This is a genomic window from Croceibacterium mercuriale (assembly GCF_000802385.1).
Taxonomy (GTDB): Bacteria; Pseudomonadota; Alphaproteobacteria; order Sphingomonadales; family Sphingomonadaceae; genus Croceibacterium; species Croceibacterium mercuriale.
In genome coordinates this window covers 15,968-30,846 of sequence record NZ_JTDN01000005.1, presented here as the reverse complement: position 1 = coordinate 30,846, position 14,879 = coordinate 15,968, and the positions used below count along the sequence as shown (strand labels likewise).

The following is a 14,879-nucleotide window of genomic DNA, read 5'->3' as shown; positions in this document are numbered from 1 at the left end:
GCTGTCGTCCCGCCAGTCGAACGGGAAGCCGAGGAAGGCGCTCGCCGCCTCGTCACCTGCGATGCAGCCGATGTCGGAAGCCTGCGACTGAATGTGCTCCCTGAGTTCCTCCAGCACGGTTTCCAGCGTGAAAGGCACCTCGGGCATGGTGAAGGTCCACAGATCGTCCAGCGACGCCACAGGGCCGTCCACGAGCTCAAGCGAGCCTGCCGCGACCAGGCTGGGGGCCGAGCGGCCGTCCGACATGCGGATGGCGAAGCCCTGCTGGACCAGCTCCAGCGCCTCGGCATAGCTGGCGGCAAACACGGCGTTGCTCTTGTGGTGCCGCTGCGCGCCATGAGCAGGGTCAGCCAGCACGAAGGTGCGATCGCGCTGGCGCCAGGGCTTTTCCAGCAGGCCGGTGACCGGGTTCGTGCGCAAGATACGGGTGAAATGCGTGGGAATGGGAAGAACTCCGGGTCGGGATCGGTGAAGGGGGGATCAGTGCAGGCGGGCGGCGGTGACGACCGTGCCGTCCGCGCCGAGGATGGCGTAGGCGTTGCGGTAGCGGTCGAGACGTGGAGCCAGGCTGCCGGCACTCCGGCCCGCCTCGGCCCAGCTGTCCGCGCAGAAGCGGTGCAGCGTGCAGCCATCGCCTGCATCGACCGGATCGGTCAGGTCGAGCAGCAACTCAACCACGCGATGCGGGATCGAGCGCTGCTGCATGCGCAGCAGGGCATGGCGGGACAGGTGATGGTGCGGGGCGAAGCGGGCGGATGCGTGCATGGCGATGAGGGGCTCTCGTGTTGTCTGCGGCGTTTATATAACCAGCATCTCTGGCATGCAAGGAAAAATCGCATGTCGTTCTGGCAAAGCTGCCGCGGTGAGGCCTGGTGGCCCTTGCAGGCCCACTCCCGCACGCTATCCTCATTCCCGATTGCTGCCGCGGAACGCAGGCGATCATGCGCCGCCCGGCAGGGCAGGCAGATGGGCCAGATGGCAGCAGGTGATCTCCGGCAGATGCAGGAGACGGCAGCGACCCTTCGCGAGGAGGGATGAAGGCGCGGTCGCGCGGCCCGGGCCTGATCCGTTCCCTGTCTATCACGGAGCCCGTGTTGCCATGACCGATCCTGCCGACCTGCCCATGACTGCCAAACCGCCGTTAGCCGCCCGCTTCGCCTTTGCCGCGGCGCGGGAGCCCAACCTGACCATGCTGCTGTCGACGAGCCTGTTGCTCGGCTGCTGTCTTGGCAGCCCCGTGCTGCTGGCGGCGCTAGGCGAGCGGGAGGCGGCCCGGTTTGTTTTGATCGCCGCTGGCCTTGCCACCTTTGCGTGGTTTGTGGTGGGTCTGCTGTTCATCACGCCAATCGGCAGGACGCTGGCAAGTCCCGGGCATATCGCCGCAGCGCTGCATGCCGCAACGGCGCAGGAGCGGCCGCATCTGCTGCGGCAGATCGAGGAGCGGGTGGGCAACATCTACCGCACCGATCCGCTAACGATCGACGAACTGACGCGGCTGTTCGGCTCGGTTCGCCAGGACCATGGCGAGCAGGCACGACGGCGGGTGGATCGCGAGGACCGCATCCGGCGGGCGCAGCAGGATTATGTCGCCGGGCTGATGGCGCCTGAAACGGGCAGGGAGGCCCCGCAGGAGCCCCGCTGAGGGCTTGGCGGACTTTCCCCTGCCTGGAGCTTTCCAGGCGTCTGTACATCCTCTAGGCGGGCTCCTGCCTGTCGGTCAGTCCCGCGGGTGAGGCGTGGAAACCTCAAACTACTAGCGCCGGTCGGGATCATTCTCGGCCGGGTGGCTGCTACGCATGTCCAGGGTTCGCCTAAAGGTGGTGGCGCCCTGTGCTAGTGCAGGGTTTCCAACACCCGGCTCGGGCCGCCTCCAGCATCACTCTTGGAGGCACCATGACCCAGAAATCCTCATCCAAACCGCAGCCGCTGATCACCCAAGCGATCGCCGAGAATGGCGATTTTTGGTCCAATGTCGTGCGGCGTGAACTGCCGCCAATTGCCCTGCTGGGCGCGGCCGCGCTGATGCTGCGCAACGTCTCTCTTCCTGCGTTGGTCGATGCCATCGCCCCGGCGCTTGTGGAGATGGTCGAACTGGCCGACGAGGAGACACAACTCGAGCTTGAAGAGTTCGCCGAGGAAGGTCGTCCCTACACCTTCGAACTGTGGCTCACGAGCTTCGAGTTTGAGCCCTTCCACGAAACCCAGCCCGAGTTCTGGCGACCCTTCCGCGACGCGCTGGAAGAGCTGCCCGGCGAAGGCGATATCGCCACTTTCCGCGAGGACATCGTAGAAGACGGCCGTACTGTCGGAATGCTGCTGTGGCTGGTTCTGCACATGGTGTTCGATGCAGTTCGGGAGGAGCGGCTTGCCATTGACGATCCCAAGCCGGAGAACCGCTGGCTTGCCGCGCTTCTCCCTAGCGACTGGGTGGTCGCTCCGCTACTCGCACGTGACTATCACCGGGACGCAGTCGGCCTCGTCCTGGCGCACCTCTACAACGAGGCTCGCAAGGACTGGGAATGGCCGTCCGAACTGGCTCCGGAGCGGCGCGATCTCACTGAACGCTTCCTTATGCCGCCACTGCCCAAACCGTACATCGTCGATGACATCGATTGAGGGTGCGGCCTTGCGGCCGGATGGCGCCCACAGGATCCCGAATCCGGGCGCCGGACGGCAGGCAGGACGCGAGGTGGGAGCGGCTCGGTAGTCCCTGTAGATTTATACACACCCTACACGGCAGGGCCGTGGTGGTTTAGCAAGTAAGATCAGTCACTTGGGCCTATTTGCCTGCGACTAAACCGGTTTCCACCCTTTTAAATTCCACAAATATGACCTTAATTCAGGGGCTTGGCGTGGAAACCCGTTTCCGCATCAAGTTGCTTTCAACGCGGTTTCCACTCCGCTATGCTGGCCTCGCGATACCCGAACCAGAACTCCATCGGTTTTTTTTACAAAGGATGTTCTGATGAGTAGAAATTACGTCGGGCTGGGCGTCAGCCTGCCCCATAACCTTGTTGCCGACCTTGAGGGTTTTGCCGCCAGAAAGGGCTGCAGTCGTGCAGAGGCAATCCGGGTGTCCATCAGCACAGGTCTGCCGCTTCTGAATGCAGGCCTTGCCATCAATGCAAGGCGCACGATCGCCATCCTGGAACATACGCAGCTCGCCCTTTCGCTTATGATTGAGCGGGAGTCGCCCGAGGATGCCGCCGAGCTGCTGAAGTTGGCGTTCCGGAACGTGGATGCTCATCATAGCTGAGGACCTCCGTTGCAGCAGAAAAAGGTTTGTCTGACGCTTGCGCTTGGGCTCTGCGCACCATCTTGATGGTGCCTCTCCAGCGTGCATGACCGACGGCGGAATCAGCGCTGAAAACCGGCGCTGATTCCGCTGGGCATCCGGACACGATCAGGCGCGGAAAAGGGTGGGGTGAGAGCTGCTTCCTAGCGCCTGAAAGTGGCGAGAAAAGGTGGCTGCTGAGAACGCGGAAAATCGCTTCGTAGCGCCTGTTGCGGGCAGCTCTGCACTATCCGTTTCGATGCGTTCAGTTGGGCTGTTCCGGGCAAGTCCGAAGAGCCTTGTAGGGCCCGTTCCGCTCAGCTGCACCAAGGCTCGCGCCGGCCAGTCCAGGTACGTGCAAGGCCTTCGCTGACCAGCTGGTCACCCAGCGATTTTCCGTCTCGCACGACCACGCGCAGCAGCCTCCCATAGCGGTCCGCATCGCGGTCCTCGAAGGCCTGCAACTCGAACGGTCCGGCGTTCAGCAATTCGAGCATCCGCTCCTTGGCCTGGTGGCCCAGTTGCCGCTCGCGTGCGCAATCCGGCCGGCTGATCTCCGGTGTGTCGATATCGGCGATCCGGTACTTCTCGCCGTTCAGCCAGAAGGTGTCGCCATCCACCACGCAGGTGTGCCGTTCGCGGCGGCAGAGTTCGAAGCGGGCAGTGACCGTTTCGCCTTCGTTTGAGGGGGTCTGCATCGTGAACAGCGTGACAGCCCCGACGATAGCGGCGGCGAGCAGAAGGGTGGTCTTCGTGATACTCGGCATTTCAATCCTGGGCTGGCGGCAATCTCTTCGTTAGCCCCTACAGGCCGCGCCCTTAGATCCTCGATGAAATGTGCCGTTGCGCGGCCGCCGCCGGGGCGCAATGGACAGTGCCGTTGCCGGGACGGTATCCTGAGGCATGTGCAATCGAGCCCGATACCGCGGAGAGCCTGAGACCCTGTTCGGTGCCGGCAGCGAGCTGTTTACTGAACGGCCGCGCGACAACCGCTTCGATCCGCAGGAACTGCGCCCCAGGAACCGCAGCTATGTGATCCGCGAAGGGGAGGGCGGGCGCCGGGGGTGGGACGTGATGAGCTGGGATGTGCTGGGGGGCGAGGCGAAGTGGCCCATGACCAATGTGCGCCAGCTGCACCTGCCGCAATGGCGCAGACTGGCGGAGAGGCCGGAGAACCGTTGCCTCATACCCCTGTCCGAGTTCGCCGAGTTCACGCCTGACAAACACGATCTGGGCGATGGCAAGCCGCCGCTGAAGGGCGAGATGTGGTTCTCCGTCACCGATCAGCCGGTGTTCGCTGTGGCGGGGTTCTGGCAGCCCACAAAGGAGGGCGCCGGCTTTGCCATGGTGACCTGCGATGCCAATGACCTGGTCGCGCCGATCCATCCCAAGGCGATGATCACGATTCTGCGACCCGAGGACTGCGACACCTGGCTGCGGGGCAGCTATGACGACATCGTTCGGCTGCAGCAGCCTTATGACGCCAGCGCGATGACGGTCCGGGGTCCGGTATTTCCTACCAGGCAGAAGTCTGCTGGTGGCTCCGACTGACGCCGAAGCAGCCGATCGTGCTTACCAACCGCGCGAGGGATCGTAGCTGCTGCTGCTGGTCGTCTGATTGGACCAGTGATCCCAATCCGCAGGGCTCTGCCAGATCGACTGCTGCTGGTGCGTGTAATCGTCCTGCCAGCGGTGGAGGTCGATACCGTAAGGATTGCCGCCGACATCGACACCGCCGGTCATCGGCAGGCCGGTGGCGGGGTTGATCCGGGTAGGCTCGATTTCGGGCCCGGCTCCGATGTTCGACGATCCAGAGAACAGGCCGGTGAACCAATCGAGGATTGCCATATGCGCCTCCTTCAAGCCTTGGCTGCATTCCCAGGATTACCCGGAAGCAAGCGTGCCGCCAAGACCGACGGCGCACGCTACAGCCTTGCACGATGTTCTTGATATGTTCTAGGCTGGCGTTCCGCTGCCGCAAGCGGCTCAACATTGCTGGAGCGATCCGATGCAGCATGACCTGCAACTGCGTGCCGCTGCGCGCACGATTTACGACGCCTGCTTCCCTGCTGACGATCGCGCAGCCCTCAGCTTCGACGAGGCAGAGCGATATGGCACGGCTCACTATCGGCAAGCGGTAGGAGCGGCACAGCATGCCCGGAGCGTCCTGGCGAGCCAGGATGAGCAGCTGACATTGCCGGCGTTCGCCTGAACAGCAGCAGCGTGGTCGGTCCACCCAAGAACCTGTCCGATCTCCGCCGCATTGAGGCGCAGGTGCGGGTTACCTGCACCAGCTGCAAGGCGACGGAAGTCTGGGAGTTGGATGCGCTGATCACCGAGGTGGGCAACAACGGCGGCAACACCGATTGGCACACAGCCAGGTACGCGGTGAAGTGCCCCCGGCGTTGTGCATCGCCGATCATCTCGCTCCTGCCGATTCCGTTCGGAAAGCAGCACGCCCGCAGCCAGGCTCATCGTCACGCGCTGATCAACCTGTCGCTGCAGATCCTGCGCGAGGCGGCGGGGCGCTCGCCGGTGCAGGCTGTGGGCACCATCGAGGTCCGGCTCGCGCTTCACGTTCTGCGGCCGTTCGTCAAAGACCCGCAGCTCCTCGCGGAGTTCTGGAAGGCGGCGACAGTCGAACCTCGTCATCCCTGGACCAGCTGCCACCTGCCGTACCGCCGGATCGCCCAGCGGCTTATGGAGCGTGGCGCGCCGGTGGAGCAGCAGAACCAGCCTTAGGAGAGACGATGCATCTTCGCGGCGCTAACCCGTGGGCAGGTTATTACCGCAGCTGACGCCTGTCAGCAGGGCGAAACTCTTCTGTGGATACAAACAGGGAACAGACTCCCGAGCGGCAGACCTTCATAGTATAAGGTGGCCGCAATGCCGACAAAACCAACCACCGCTGCAATCGGGCCCAAGCAGGCCGCCCGCGCTTTCCACGCCGTCAGGTTCGCAAATGACAATGGACAGGCGCTCAATTTGCATGTGACCATAAACTTCCGCATTTTGGGGATCGTCCCTGACGAGGCGGGCGAGCTCTTCAGGGAAATATGGGCGCGGGTTTCGCGCTGGTATGCCTATCAGCGCAGCAAAGGCCGCGCATTCGGCAGCTTTGATGCCTATGCCGTTCACGAACACCCCGAAGGCGGGGCACGCAATGTGCATTGGGTTATGCGTGTTCCAGACGGAGCACGGGCCGAGGTTGAGCGTGTGATTTGCGAGCGCGTCGGGAAGCTAACAAGCCTCGATTGCTTGGGCCGCGCGATCCACTTCCAGGATGTGGGCGCAGCCGGGACGCTAGCAAAATACACCTTAAAGGGCATTGATCCGGCCTATGCAGCGCATTTCCATATGCGAGCGGTTCCGCAGGGCTTTATATCGGGCCGACGGATCACGATCAGCCGGAGCATTGGATTTGCCGCGCGTCAGCGAGCAGGATGGAAGCGGCGAAGAGCAAGCTAATCTCTACGCGGTGAAGTGCCCCTGACACTATGCATGGCCAATCATCTCGCTCCTGCGATCCCGTCAGAAAGCAGTACGCCCGCAGCTCCTTGCGGAGTTCTGGAAGCGGCGACAGTCGAACCTTGTCATCCTTGGGCCAGCTGCCACCTGCTGTACCGCCGGATCGTGCAGCGGCTCGTGGATCGCGGCGCCTTGTTGGAGCAGCAGAACCGACGTAGGTGTATGCCGCCCGGCTGCACCGAGCTCTTCAATCTTCCTGCGCTGGCGGTGTCAGGTGGTCGAAGACCTGTCCGCTGAGAACCGGATCGACCCGGTCAGCTTCACCAAGGGCCCACTGGCGCCATTGCGACAGGGTAACGCCATTCACCGTGGCTGTACCGGAAAGGTGTTGCTCCACCGTCGCTACAAGCGCCCGGATGGCTTCTGCCTGGCGCAGCAGTTCACCGCTTTGACGGAGATCCGTGAGACGCTGCTGGTTGCGCTTTTCGACCCACGCCAAACGTTCCTTCTCGCGCTGTAACCGGCGCTCATCCGCCCATTCTTCCGCCTTCCGCAAGCCTATGCGAAAGGCTTGCTCGCCCGCTACTATCAGGTCCGCGGCAATCTGAGCGATACGTGTCTCGAGCTTACCTGTCGCGTCATCCTGCCACGACAGTGAAGGGCCGTCCTGATCCTTTGTTTGAAGGATAAGCGGCGTTGCTGCTGGCAACATCGGATCCGGCCGCTGATATCCACGATGTGCGATCGTGCGGTACTTGCCGGCAATGCTAAGCGTGAGACCGAGCCGTGTATCGCCGATCAGGGCACCGGCATAAAGGTCCTCACGATCTTCATACAAGATGCCGTCGTGGCCACGTTGCGATATTGCGAAGAAGATCATGTTCAGGATCCGCAGACGTCGCTGATCGACAGCATTACCGAATTTCGCGGCATCCCAATGCCACTGGCTCTCCTGCGCCTTCACCTGCCGCGAGGCTTCCTTGGCGAGGATGTGCTGCAGCGCCGGATGTGCGCGCTCGAGGGTTTTAGGAACGCGGACCTTGCTCAGCGCCTTCAGCTCGCAAGCGCGCAACTCCTCCAGATCCTCGGGAACCAGGGAACTTGCGAACGGCCCGGAGGACGGTAGCGGAGGTGCCTCGGGCACCAGTCGGGCGAGGCGGTTGTCGACCCGGCAGCGTCCGATTTCACCAACGCGGCGGGATGGAGGTGAGGGGATCGGCGGAACACCTTTACCGGCACGAACCTTGTTCCAGTAGCCCTGCGGCGGGGTGATGATGCCGAGCGAAACAAACAGCTTCCTGAGGCCTACATCCGACATTCCGACCTTAAGGGCGAGATCGCGCATCGGCTCGGACCAGGCCAGTCTGATCAGGTCTTCAGGCAGGACCTGGGCGCCATCATAGCCATAATATCGCGACATCGGTTCCTATGTCCCTTGCAGGCCTGTGATTTGCAGCAGATGCTCACGTAAAATCATACGAAAGCTATGCTTCCGACGGGGGAAATGCCGATGCAGCAGCGTTGCCTCAATTAGCCGCCCCCGCGTATGCCGCGCCAAATTCGGCTAGTTCCGGCGCCGAGCAGACAACAGTAAGATGGCTGCCTTGCTCGCTGCGCTTCAGGCGGGTCAGCGCAGCATAGATAGCTGCACGGCTCTCGAGCTCGCGAGCATCTGCAATATAGACCACGAGTAGACGCGCTTCCCAGCCTTTGAAGCTGTGAAATGTGGTGGCTTTCATGCGGGCATCGCCCATCCAGAACGCCATTTTTCGTCGTACTTCCTCACCTTTATTGTGAGTGTAGGTATGTGCGACATTCATTCTGAATGCGGAATACGTGGTCAGATCCCTGATGAAGCACTGCCCATGATCAATGCTGCTGCACAGGAACGTGATGTCAGCATTGGCCATCCCCTGTCTGCCCGTTCTCCTGTGCATGGCGAGAACTGCATCCACGCACCTCTTCACAGCATGTCGCACGTCGCACTGGATCCATTCTACCGTATCGGTGAGCTCAAGACTCCCTTGAGCCGGTTCCGAGGGAAGGTTGCGGAGTTCAGGGGGCAGAAAGCGGTTCGCAAAGTCGCTGACCAGCCTTACGGTAGTAGTGGGCACGCGGTAGCCAAGCTTCAATTCTGCCCACCCGCCGCTAAAGCCGGCACCGGACATGGCTTCATCAGTCCATGCTCCAGCTTTGCCGTAAACATCCTGCGTGGCATCTGCGACCAGAACCATTTCGCCATCCGGCTTACAGATTTCGCGAAGAGCATCCCACCAGAGAGGTAGGAAATCCTGCCCCTCATCGACAAACACGGCGTCAAACTTGTCGACGCTCGCTCTCGCCGCTTGCATGGCGAGCCGGGGCACCGCTCCATCCAGAATGGGGCCACTGATGGCGGAGATCCTGCGCTTCTTTTCCTTGTCGCTGAGACTGTCATTATCCGCGATTTCACGAATGGGAGCCAAGATTTTCGAGTACTCGCTTAAATAAGCCGGTTCGCTGCAGACGCGCTTGCACCATTCGTGGAAGTGAACAAACGTGATGTTCTCCATCCATCCTTCGCATGTCACGCCTCGGACGATCAGATCGCGCAGGTAGTGCCAGAGAGTGATGTTGAACGTGACGATGAGGATGGACTTGCCCTCGTCGGCAAGTTTTGCGGCACGAGCAGCCAGCACCAGCGATTTGCCGGAGCCAGCTGGTCCTCTAATGCGACGATATCCCGAAGATGTCCTCGTTTCAGCCAGCATCCGCTGGTTCCTGTCCAGCATCAGAGGTTCCCGCTGGGTGCTGGCAAAATCCGGTTCCACCAGCCAACCTCGCAGATCATCCGCCATGGCCGGTGTCATGGCGGAGTGATTTTCCCGGTTCAAAAGGGGGAGGATCCTCCCCAATCTGTTTCCCGTAAGCTCGTTCCGACCAGCAACTGGGTACCAATTATCCCGGTTTTCTATGGCCTTCTTCTCGAGGAAAGGTTCTTGCAGGTGCAGTGTCCTGCTTCTGTCTGCGAAAGGGAATATCACAGTCGGACAAATCACTGAGAATCCAAACCTATGGTTTAACCTAGGGCAGTACAAATTGAAAATTGCCTTCTTGTATTGATTTATCTTAGTAAATGGGTTTTCGACTGGAAACTCCTTTCCGTCCTTTCGTGCATACATCTCCTTCCGCTCACTGCGATGCGTCTTCACGAAGTAATGCATCGCATCAAGATTCCAGTCCTTTACCTCGATCACGGCGATCCCGATATTCGGGTGCAGGAGCACGAAGTCTGGGCGCAGGCCATTAAGATGGGGCTGGACGTAAATTTCCCATTCTTCATCGAGGTTACCGTCAAGCGTGTCGAACACGATCCTTTCCCCAAGGGTCAGTGGTTGACGCAATCTGTCGAATTGGTCCTTGGGCGGATGAACTGTCCGGGTCATGTGCAACCTCTGCGAAGGAAAATGTTCAACTCAGTGGACCCAGCCTACAGTCACTAACTGGCCGTCCTCACTGACCACTGCATAGGCTGAACGGTAGCGTTCCAAGTCCTTTGCCCGGGAGCCGACACGCCGGATGAGAAAACTCCAGGTACGTTTCGTAAAGAAATATCGGTAGCATCCTTCTCCGGCAAAGCTCTCCTCCCCGAAGTCGATCAGCAGATCGATAATAAGCGGTGGAATTGAGCGCTGTTGGCTGCGAAGCGCGCCATGACGGCTGAGTGGGGTGGGGCCAAACAGGGGGAGCGAGGCGATAATGGAAGGTGGGAACTTGCTCACCGGTCCATCTCCTGAAATTCCTTTCTACTCCTTCGGCGATGCTGCTCCAACTCGCGGAATCGCTGAGCTTCAGGGGTGTTGAACGATAGCCAGAGTTCACCCCGCCCGGAGGCGTCATGCCGCGCGCGTAGTAGGTCATCATCAATGAACCGGGTTTCGGAGAAGGGGGAGGCATCGTTTTCCTCTCGATCCGGTACACTGAAGTAGTCAGGGTACCATCCCTCAGGCTTGCAGTAGGCCGCGACCAGATCATCGTATTCTTTCGCCTGATCCGGATAATTCCCGTGGTAGGACGCTCTCCAGGCTTCGAGTCTGCGCAGTTCCTTTTCGCGTCGCGCGGCAAGTTTCGTTCGATGTTTTGTCGCCTGTTCGGCCAGGTCTTGGCGGATGATCTCCACAGCCGCATTCAAGTCGTGATCCGCGTTCAGTTCAGCCTTGGTGATGCTCCGAGACAGGCGCACATCACCCATTGTCAGCCTGCGGACGATCTCGTCATTTCCCTCAGCAATACGGTTGTACAAGACAATATGAGGGTTGAATCCTAAGGCCGTTGGCGTTGCGCCAGCGGGTGCGAAATACTGATCCATTTCTACATCGGAACTTGCTTCGCCAATCAGGCGTCGCATGGCTTCCGCAAACAGATTGCGGGGGTCTGCCTGAAGCTGATCCTCTGCCTCAAGGCCGAAGCACTTACCTTCTTGCGCAGCCTGCTCGTCGATCAAGAAGCTTTCAGCATCGACATGGTTGTCGAACCGGTGAGGTCGTGGAAGGCCGCAGGTCTCCGCCAATCTCACAAGTTCAGCATACTGTTCCTGCTCCCGGTGGGGCAGATTCACCGCTCTGGCAGCCACGATGGAAAAGAGCACGGGGGCCAGTTCGATTATCGCCTGTTCATCCACCCCGTAAGCCAGTTTCATAACGGAATACGCATTGTGCGAAGCCGCCGAGATCCGGCTTTCGATGTGAATTTGATCTTCGCCGTCGGCGTAGCGAGGATCAAAATCCTCTGGCCTGCAATGCAGCTCTTTGGCCAGCTTTCTAATGTAGCTGTTCCTCGGTGGCTTATCCCCACGTAGCCACCGGTTTACGGTACGTGGATCAACACCGACGAGTTCGGCAAGCTTGACCTGCGTGATGCCTGCCTCAGTGATCTTCCGATTAAGCAGTTCTTTCTTGAAAGCCATTAGGTGTTCCCTGTGGGTGAGTTGGTCACTCCTTTCTAGCCACTTGGTATAGACTTAATATGGATAATGCATGTCCATCTAGGTTGCCGTTTGGCACGGCGGCAGCACTCTGGCAGTTCTCAAGACAGCTTCTTGTCCGAAGGATAGACATTATAGGACATTACCATGTCCATGCCAGTGGCCGCAGATCGAGCGCAACCCGGTGGTGCGTACGCTCGTCGCTCGCATGCAAGCGCAGCGACTGATCACCTTGCCCCTCGAGGGGGAATGAACCGCTCCCTGATCGAGGCGAGCTGCAGGGATTGGGGGGAAATGTGCCTCGCCGATCAGTCCGACAGGGGAGATGCAGATCGGACCTGATGCTGCAGAACCTGAAAGTTTCCGATTAGCTCGTCAGCTGCGGATGTTAGGCGATCCCGAAGATCGATGAGGCCATATGTGATCTCAAGCGCGAGGGTATCTTGGGGGGGATAGAGGTCTGCTGCTAAGGCGTGAAGGTCGGTTTCTCCAGGTTCCTCATCCGGGTTTTCCAGCACTGCTTGGAGGCCTTCTCCATGTTCCGCCGCCAGCGGCTGTCCGCCGGCCCTGGGCTTCGCAAGATATTGCCTGACTGCAGAAGGTGTTGCCGGCACACACCACCAGCTCCCAATGAGCAGGTCACCTTGAGCGCGGGGCCCGTCCGGGTGTTCAACAAACAGCCGACCGTCCTCCGTGGCTGACCAGGTCCGGAAGGCTGCTTCATCCACCGGGTGGAAGACTTCGTCATCCGCCCTGATGCTCGTTCCTGACGAGTCCGCTACAACCTGCCATACCGGCAGCCTGCCGGACCGTAGCGCCACGCTGGGCCGCAGGAAAAGCCAGCATTCAACGCGGCAGGGTTCGTTAAGCGAACCGGCGATCGGCACCAGGGCGACGTACAGCGTGCAGGTGAAGGTGCATGCAAGTTCGCCAGCTGTCCCATCTGCACGCCGCACCATCCAGCTGCAGGTGCTGGTATCGATGGCGGCTTTGGGCACGAATAGCGGCGCCCCGCACCTGGGCATCTTTTCGTTATCGTTCCGATCGTAAAGCCAGCCTCCCTCGCTGTTCGCGGCCTGCACCCGGGCGAAATCATCCTTGTGAAACGTTTCGGACAGCCAGCCCGTGGCGCGAAATGATGTGCTGCCATCATCGGCGAGGCAGACGTTGGCGGCAGATGCCTCGTCGAAATAGCGCGGCAGATCAGTGCTGGCCGCTACCTCGACGGCGAGCCGATGAAGCTTTGCACTGAGCTTCCCCTGCCAGTCGTCGGACGATGCCCGGTCGTACGATGTCCATCGGAACAGATAGGATAGCGCCCGGTGTCGGTCGCCTTCGATCGCCTCCGCGACATTGACGTAGCGCTTAACCCGGGTCGACAGGCGCCTTATCCGCTTGTCATCCGACGAGGCGACGCCGGCCGGAAGCATCAGATTGTTGGCATAGGTGCTGATCGCAGCTTCGTTATCTTTACCACCAAAACCGGATGCGCGCAGCGCACGTGCCTTTTCCCCGTGGGGAAGACGCCTGTACATCTGCGCGAGGTTGCGTGCGAGGACGATCAGGTCGGCTCGGTCACGCGGCTGCTTCCGGCGAAGTTTCCATTCGCCTTCGGCCAGCTTCTGCTCGACGGCTGCGACCAGTCGATCCTCCTCGAGGAAAATTGGTTTGACGGATCTGCGTTTTCCGCGATCGCGCAACTGGATCACCTCACCCATCACCGGCTATCCCGAAGGGCGGCAATGGCGGTTTGTGCCTCGGGCGTGACATAGCTGTCGCCGATTGCGCGCTTCAGGTAAACCACGTCAAATTTCTTCGTGGCACCGACTATCGAAAGGGCGTCGAATGCCTTGCGGCCAAGCGCGATAATCCGCCCTGGTTGCAGTGCGGCGACCTGCTGTGAGGTGGCCACGTTCCACGCTTGTCGCAGAACCGTGCTGCCAGCAGGCGCGTCACCGCGGGTTCTGAACGGCAGGACGTTGAGGAACGCCAGACCCTCACTGCCAGCGCCCAGTGCTTCCAGTATCGGCCGGATGAGCCGGAAGATGTTGTGCGTCTTCTGAATGCCAATCCAGGCCTCCGACAGGGCGGCCAGAGCTTCTTCCCTCTGATCGGCAGGCGCCGCCTTGAAGGCATGGAACAGCCCGTACAGCCGCTCATCCGTGGGGTTCACGCGGTACGCATCGCCACCTCCACCTGGATTGATGGCCATCAGCAGCGTACCGCCGGGCTGCCATTGCTTGCCGACCCAGCCCGGCGCCGCAATCGCCGCGTCTTCCGGCCGAGTGATGGGCATCAGCTTTGTGTCCGGGAAGATTGCCCCGCGTTCGAGGAGTGCGGTCCGGTGATATGCGTCAACGATCTGGTTCAGCATGGCTTGTTCCCTGGAATGGCGCGGTCTTTCCCTGCTGTCACACCTCACCGGGTGGCGGGAATGATCACACAGGAAGGTTGGCCCATGCTCATCCTGCCGGTGTTTCTAACGACCGCCGGCTGCGTGAGTGGGTTTGTAGGGCGAGACATGCCGCTCATCTCTGGTGAAAGCACGAGTATTTTGTACGAGATTTAAAGGGGGATCGCACTACATCGAAGGTTTGATCCGCCCGGCTTGTCGAGCATGCGCCAAGTAAACCAGGTGCTCCTTTTCGGAGCGGCGCTGCATGGTCGCTCGTGCCTGTGCGGAGCGACATTGACAGCAGAGCAGAAACCACGTTGTCCTCCCAATTTTGAAGGAGCCCTCATAGATGTCCAAGGTTGTCGTTGCGGATGCAGTCTGGACGAACCCGCCAACCCGGCGTGATCTGCAAAACCGGTTGGAACGGCTTCCTCTATCGGCCGATGCCAAGGTGCTGATGGCGCAACTGCTCGATACAACCGTTGATGTTGCAGGTCGCATCATGGAGGTGGGCCGCAGGATCCTGTCGTTTGTGCTCGAGATGATGAAGCGGCATCCGGCCACTGCGCTGGGCGCGATCGTGGGGCTCACCGTCACCATGCTGGTCGGATCGGTCCCATTGCTCGGCGTGGTCCTTGGTCCCGTCGTAGGGCCGCTTCTTACCGCCTTCATGATCAGCCAGGGCGCGCTGACCGACATGCGCAACAGTTCCCTCGGACAGCAGATCGAGCTGTTCGGCACCAGGCTCGACGCAGCTCTCACCCGTGACTGAGCCTGCC

The 14,879-nt window shown here is 60.6% G+C and carries 18 protein-coding genes; 8 read left to right on the top strand and 10 right to left on the bottom strand.

The genetic code is table 11. The annotated features are described in order from the left end of the window. A partial coding sequence (locus PK98_RS16175) for a hypothetical protein (RefSeq protein WP_052208965.1) occupies positions 1-420 on the bottom strand: 420 nt, incomplete at its 3' end. A gap of 60 nt (positions 421-480) precedes the next feature. Further along, the gene (locus PK98_RS15715) at positions 481-765 is read right to left on the bottom strand and encodes a hypothetical protein (protein ID WP_052208963.1); all 285 of its coding nucleotides are present in this window, start codon (positions 763-765) and stop codon (positions 481-483) included. A 334-nt stretch (positions 766-1,099) separates the two neighbouring features. On the opposite strand from PK98_RS15715, the gene PK98_RS15705 reads away from it, so the two are divergent. From PK98_RS15705 to PK98_RS16940, 3 genes are all read left to right on the top strand, one after another. Next, complete coding sequence (locus tag PK98_RS15705; protein WP_039098014.1) at positions 1,100-1,642, top strand: hypothetical protein; 543 nt, start codon at positions 1,100-1,102, stop codon at positions 1,640-1,642. A 251-nt stretch (positions 1,643-1,893) separates the two neighbouring features. Continuing rightward, positions 1,894-2,616, top strand: coding sequence for a hypothetical protein (locus tag PK98_RS15700; protein WP_039098013.1), 723 nt, complete (start codon positions 1,894-1,896; stop codon positions 2,614-2,616). A 349-nt stretch (positions 2,617-2,965) separates the two neighbouring features. Then, positions 2,966-3,256, top strand: coding sequence for a hypothetical protein (locus tag PK98_RS16940; RefSeq protein WP_152608784.1), 291 nt, complete (start codon positions 2,966-2,968; stop codon positions 3,254-3,256). Positions 3,257-3,591: 335 nt separating this feature from the next. Here the strand turns inward: PK98_RS16940 and PK98_RS15690 are convergent, their stop codons facing one another. Continuing rightward, entirely contained in the window at positions 3,592-4,041 is a 450-nt protein-coding gene (locus PK98_RS15690; RefSeq protein ID WP_039098011.1) for a thermonuclease family protein, read from the bottom strand. 136 nt (positions 4,042-4,177) lie between these two features. Between PK98_RS15690 and PK98_RS15685 the strand changes: the two genes are divergently transcribed. Continuing rightward, positions 4,178-4,825, top strand: a complete 648-nt coding sequence (locus tag PK98_RS15685; protein ID WP_039098010.1) for an SOS response-associated peptidase family protein — start codon at positions 4,178-4,180, stop codon at positions 4,823-4,825. A 21-nt stretch (positions 4,826-4,846) separates the two neighbouring features. On the opposite strand, the gene PK98_RS17185 is transcribed toward PK98_RS15685, so the two are convergent. Further along, positions 4,847-5,122, bottom strand: a complete 276-nt coding sequence (locus PK98_RS17185) for a hypothetical protein (protein WP_152608783.1) — start codon at positions 5,120-5,122, stop codon at positions 4,847-4,849. A 160-nt stretch (positions 5,123-5,282) separates the two neighbouring features. On the opposite strand from PK98_RS17185, the gene PK98_RS15675 reads away from it, so the two are divergent. The 3 genes from PK98_RS15675 to PK98_RS16935 all read left to right on the top strand — a co-directional run bounded on the left by PK98_RS15675 (position 5,283) and on the right by PK98_RS16935 (position 6,742). Continuing rightward, positions 5,283-5,486, top strand: a complete 204-nt coding sequence (locus PK98_RS15675; RefSeq protein WP_039098008.1) for a hypothetical protein — start codon at positions 5,283-5,285, stop codon at positions 5,484-5,486. An 11-nt stretch (positions 5,487-5,497) separates the two neighbouring features. Further along, a complete protein-coding gene (locus PK98_RS15670) occupies positions 5,498-6,016 on the top strand; it encodes a hypothetical protein (RefSeq protein WP_039098007.1) in 519 nt (172 codons plus the stop codon). A gap of 144 nt (positions 6,017-6,160) precedes the next feature. Further along, a complete protein-coding gene (locus tag PK98_RS16935; protein ID WP_152608782.1) occupies positions 6,161-6,742 on the top strand; it encodes a hypothetical protein in 582 nt (193 codons plus the stop codon). A gap of 247 nt (positions 6,743-6,989) precedes the next feature. Here the strand turns inward: PK98_RS16935 and PK98_RS15665 are convergent, their stop codons facing one another. The 6 genes from PK98_RS15665 to PK98_RS15645 all read right to left on the bottom strand — a co-directional run bounded on the left by PK98_RS15665 (position 6,990) and on the right by PK98_RS15645 (position 14,079). Then, positions 6,990-8,162, bottom strand: a complete 1,173-nt coding sequence (locus tag PK98_RS15665) for a hypothetical protein (protein ID WP_039098006.1) — start codon at positions 8,160-8,162, stop codon at positions 6,990-6,992. A gap of 106 nt (positions 8,163-8,268) precedes the next feature. Beyond that, the gene (locus PK98_RS15660; protein ID WP_039098005.1) at positions 8,269-10,167 is read right to left on the bottom strand and encodes a nuclease-related domain-containing DEAD/DEAH box helicase; all 1,899 of its coding nucleotides are present in this window, start codon (positions 10,165-10,167) and stop codon (positions 8,269-8,271) included. Positions 10,168-10,197: 30 nt separating this feature from the next. Beyond that, positions 10,198-10,503: a hypothetical protein gene (locus PK98_RS16930; RefSeq protein WP_152608781.1), complete on the bottom strand. Its 306-nt coding sequence runs from the start codon at positions 10,501-10,503 to the stop codon at positions 10,198-10,200. Beyond that, entirely contained in the window at positions 10,500-11,687 is a 1,188-nt protein-coding gene (locus PK98_RS15655) for a helix-turn-helix domain-containing protein (RefSeq protein WP_039098004.1), read from the bottom strand. The genes PK98_RS16930 and PK98_RS15655 overlap by 4 nt, the downstream gene beginning before the upstream one ends. 326 nt (positions 11,688-12,013) lie before the next feature. Further along, positions 12,014-13,423, bottom strand: coding sequence for a hypothetical protein (locus PK98_RS15650; RefSeq protein ID WP_039098003.1), 1,410 nt, complete (start codon positions 13,421-13,423; stop codon positions 12,014-12,016). Continuing rightward, a complete protein-coding gene (locus tag PK98_RS15645) occupies positions 13,423-14,079 on the bottom strand; it encodes a hypothetical protein (protein WP_039098002.1) in 657 nt (218 codons plus the stop codon). Before PK98_RS15645 ends, PK98_RS15650 begins: the two co-directional genes overlap by 1 nt. A gap of 370 nt (positions 14,080-14,449) precedes the next feature. On the opposite strand from PK98_RS15645, the gene PK98_RS15640 reads away from it, so the two are divergent. After that, positions 14,450-14,872, top strand: a complete 423-nt coding sequence (locus PK98_RS15640; protein ID WP_039098001.1) for a hypothetical protein — start codon at positions 14,450-14,452, stop codon at positions 14,870-14,872. Positions 14,873-14,879 lie beyond the last annotated feature (7 nt).

Excerpts from the sequence above, each read along its gene's own strand:
- PK98_RS15640 (WP_039098001.1), top strand. The coding sequence starts at position 14,450 with ATGTCCAAGGTTGTCGTTGCGGATGCAGTCTGGACGAACCCGCCAACC.
- PK98_RS15690 (WP_039098011.1), bottom strand. The coding sequence starts at position 4,041 with ATGCCGAGTATCACGAAGACCACCCTTCTGCTCGCCGCCGCTATCGTC.
- PK98_RS17185 (WP_152608783.1), bottom strand. The coding sequence starts at position 5,122 with ATGGCAATCCTCGATTGGTTCACCGGCCTGTTCTCTGGATCGTCGAAC.
- PK98_RS15700 (WP_039098013.1), top strand. The coding sequence starts at position 1,894 with ATGACCCAGAAATCCTCATCCAAACCGCAGCCGCTGATCACCCAAGCG.
- PK98_RS16935 (WP_152608782.1), top strand. The coding sequence starts at position 6,161 with ATGCCGACAAAACCAACCACCGCTGCAATCGGGCCCAAGCAGGCCGCC.
- PK98_RS15665 (WP_039098006.1), bottom strand. The coding sequence starts at position 8,162 with ATGTCGCGATATTATGGCTATGATGGCGCCCAGGTCCTGCCTGAAGAC.
- PK98_RS15705 (WP_039098014.1), top strand. The coding sequence starts at position 1,100 with ATGACCGATCCTGCCGACCTGCCCATGACTGCCAAACCGCCGTTAGCC.
- PK98_RS15660 (WP_039098005.1), bottom strand. The coding sequence starts at position 10,167 with ATGACCCGGACAGTTCATCCGCCCAAGGACCAATTCGACAGATTGCGT.
- PK98_RS16940 (WP_152608784.1), top strand. The coding sequence starts at position 2,966 with ATGAGTAGAAATTACGTCGGGCTGGGCGTCAGCCTGCCCCATAACCTT.
- PK98_RS15715 (WP_052208963.1), bottom strand. The coding sequence starts at position 765 with ATGCACGCATCCGCCCGCTTCGCCCCGCACCATCACCTGTCCCGCCAT.
- PK98_RS15645 (WP_039098002.1), bottom strand. The coding sequence starts at position 14,079 with ATGCTGAACCAGATCGTTGACGCATATCACCGGACCGCACTCCTCGAA.
- PK98_RS15650 (WP_039098003.1), bottom strand. The coding sequence starts at position 13,423 with ATGGGTGAGGTGATCCAGTTGCGCGATCGCGGAAAACGCAGATCCGTC.
- PK98_RS15685 (WP_039098010.1), top strand. The coding sequence starts at position 4,178 with ATGTGCAATCGAGCCCGATACCGCGGAGAGCCTGAGACCCTGTTCGGT.
- PK98_RS15655 (WP_039098004.1), bottom strand. The coding sequence starts at position 11,687 with ATGGCTTTCAAGAAAGAACTGCTTAATCGGAAGATCACTGAGGCAGGC.
- PK98_RS15675 (WP_039098008.1), top strand. The coding sequence starts at position 5,283 with ATGCAGCATGACCTGCAACTGCGTGCCGCTGCGCGCACGATTTACGAC.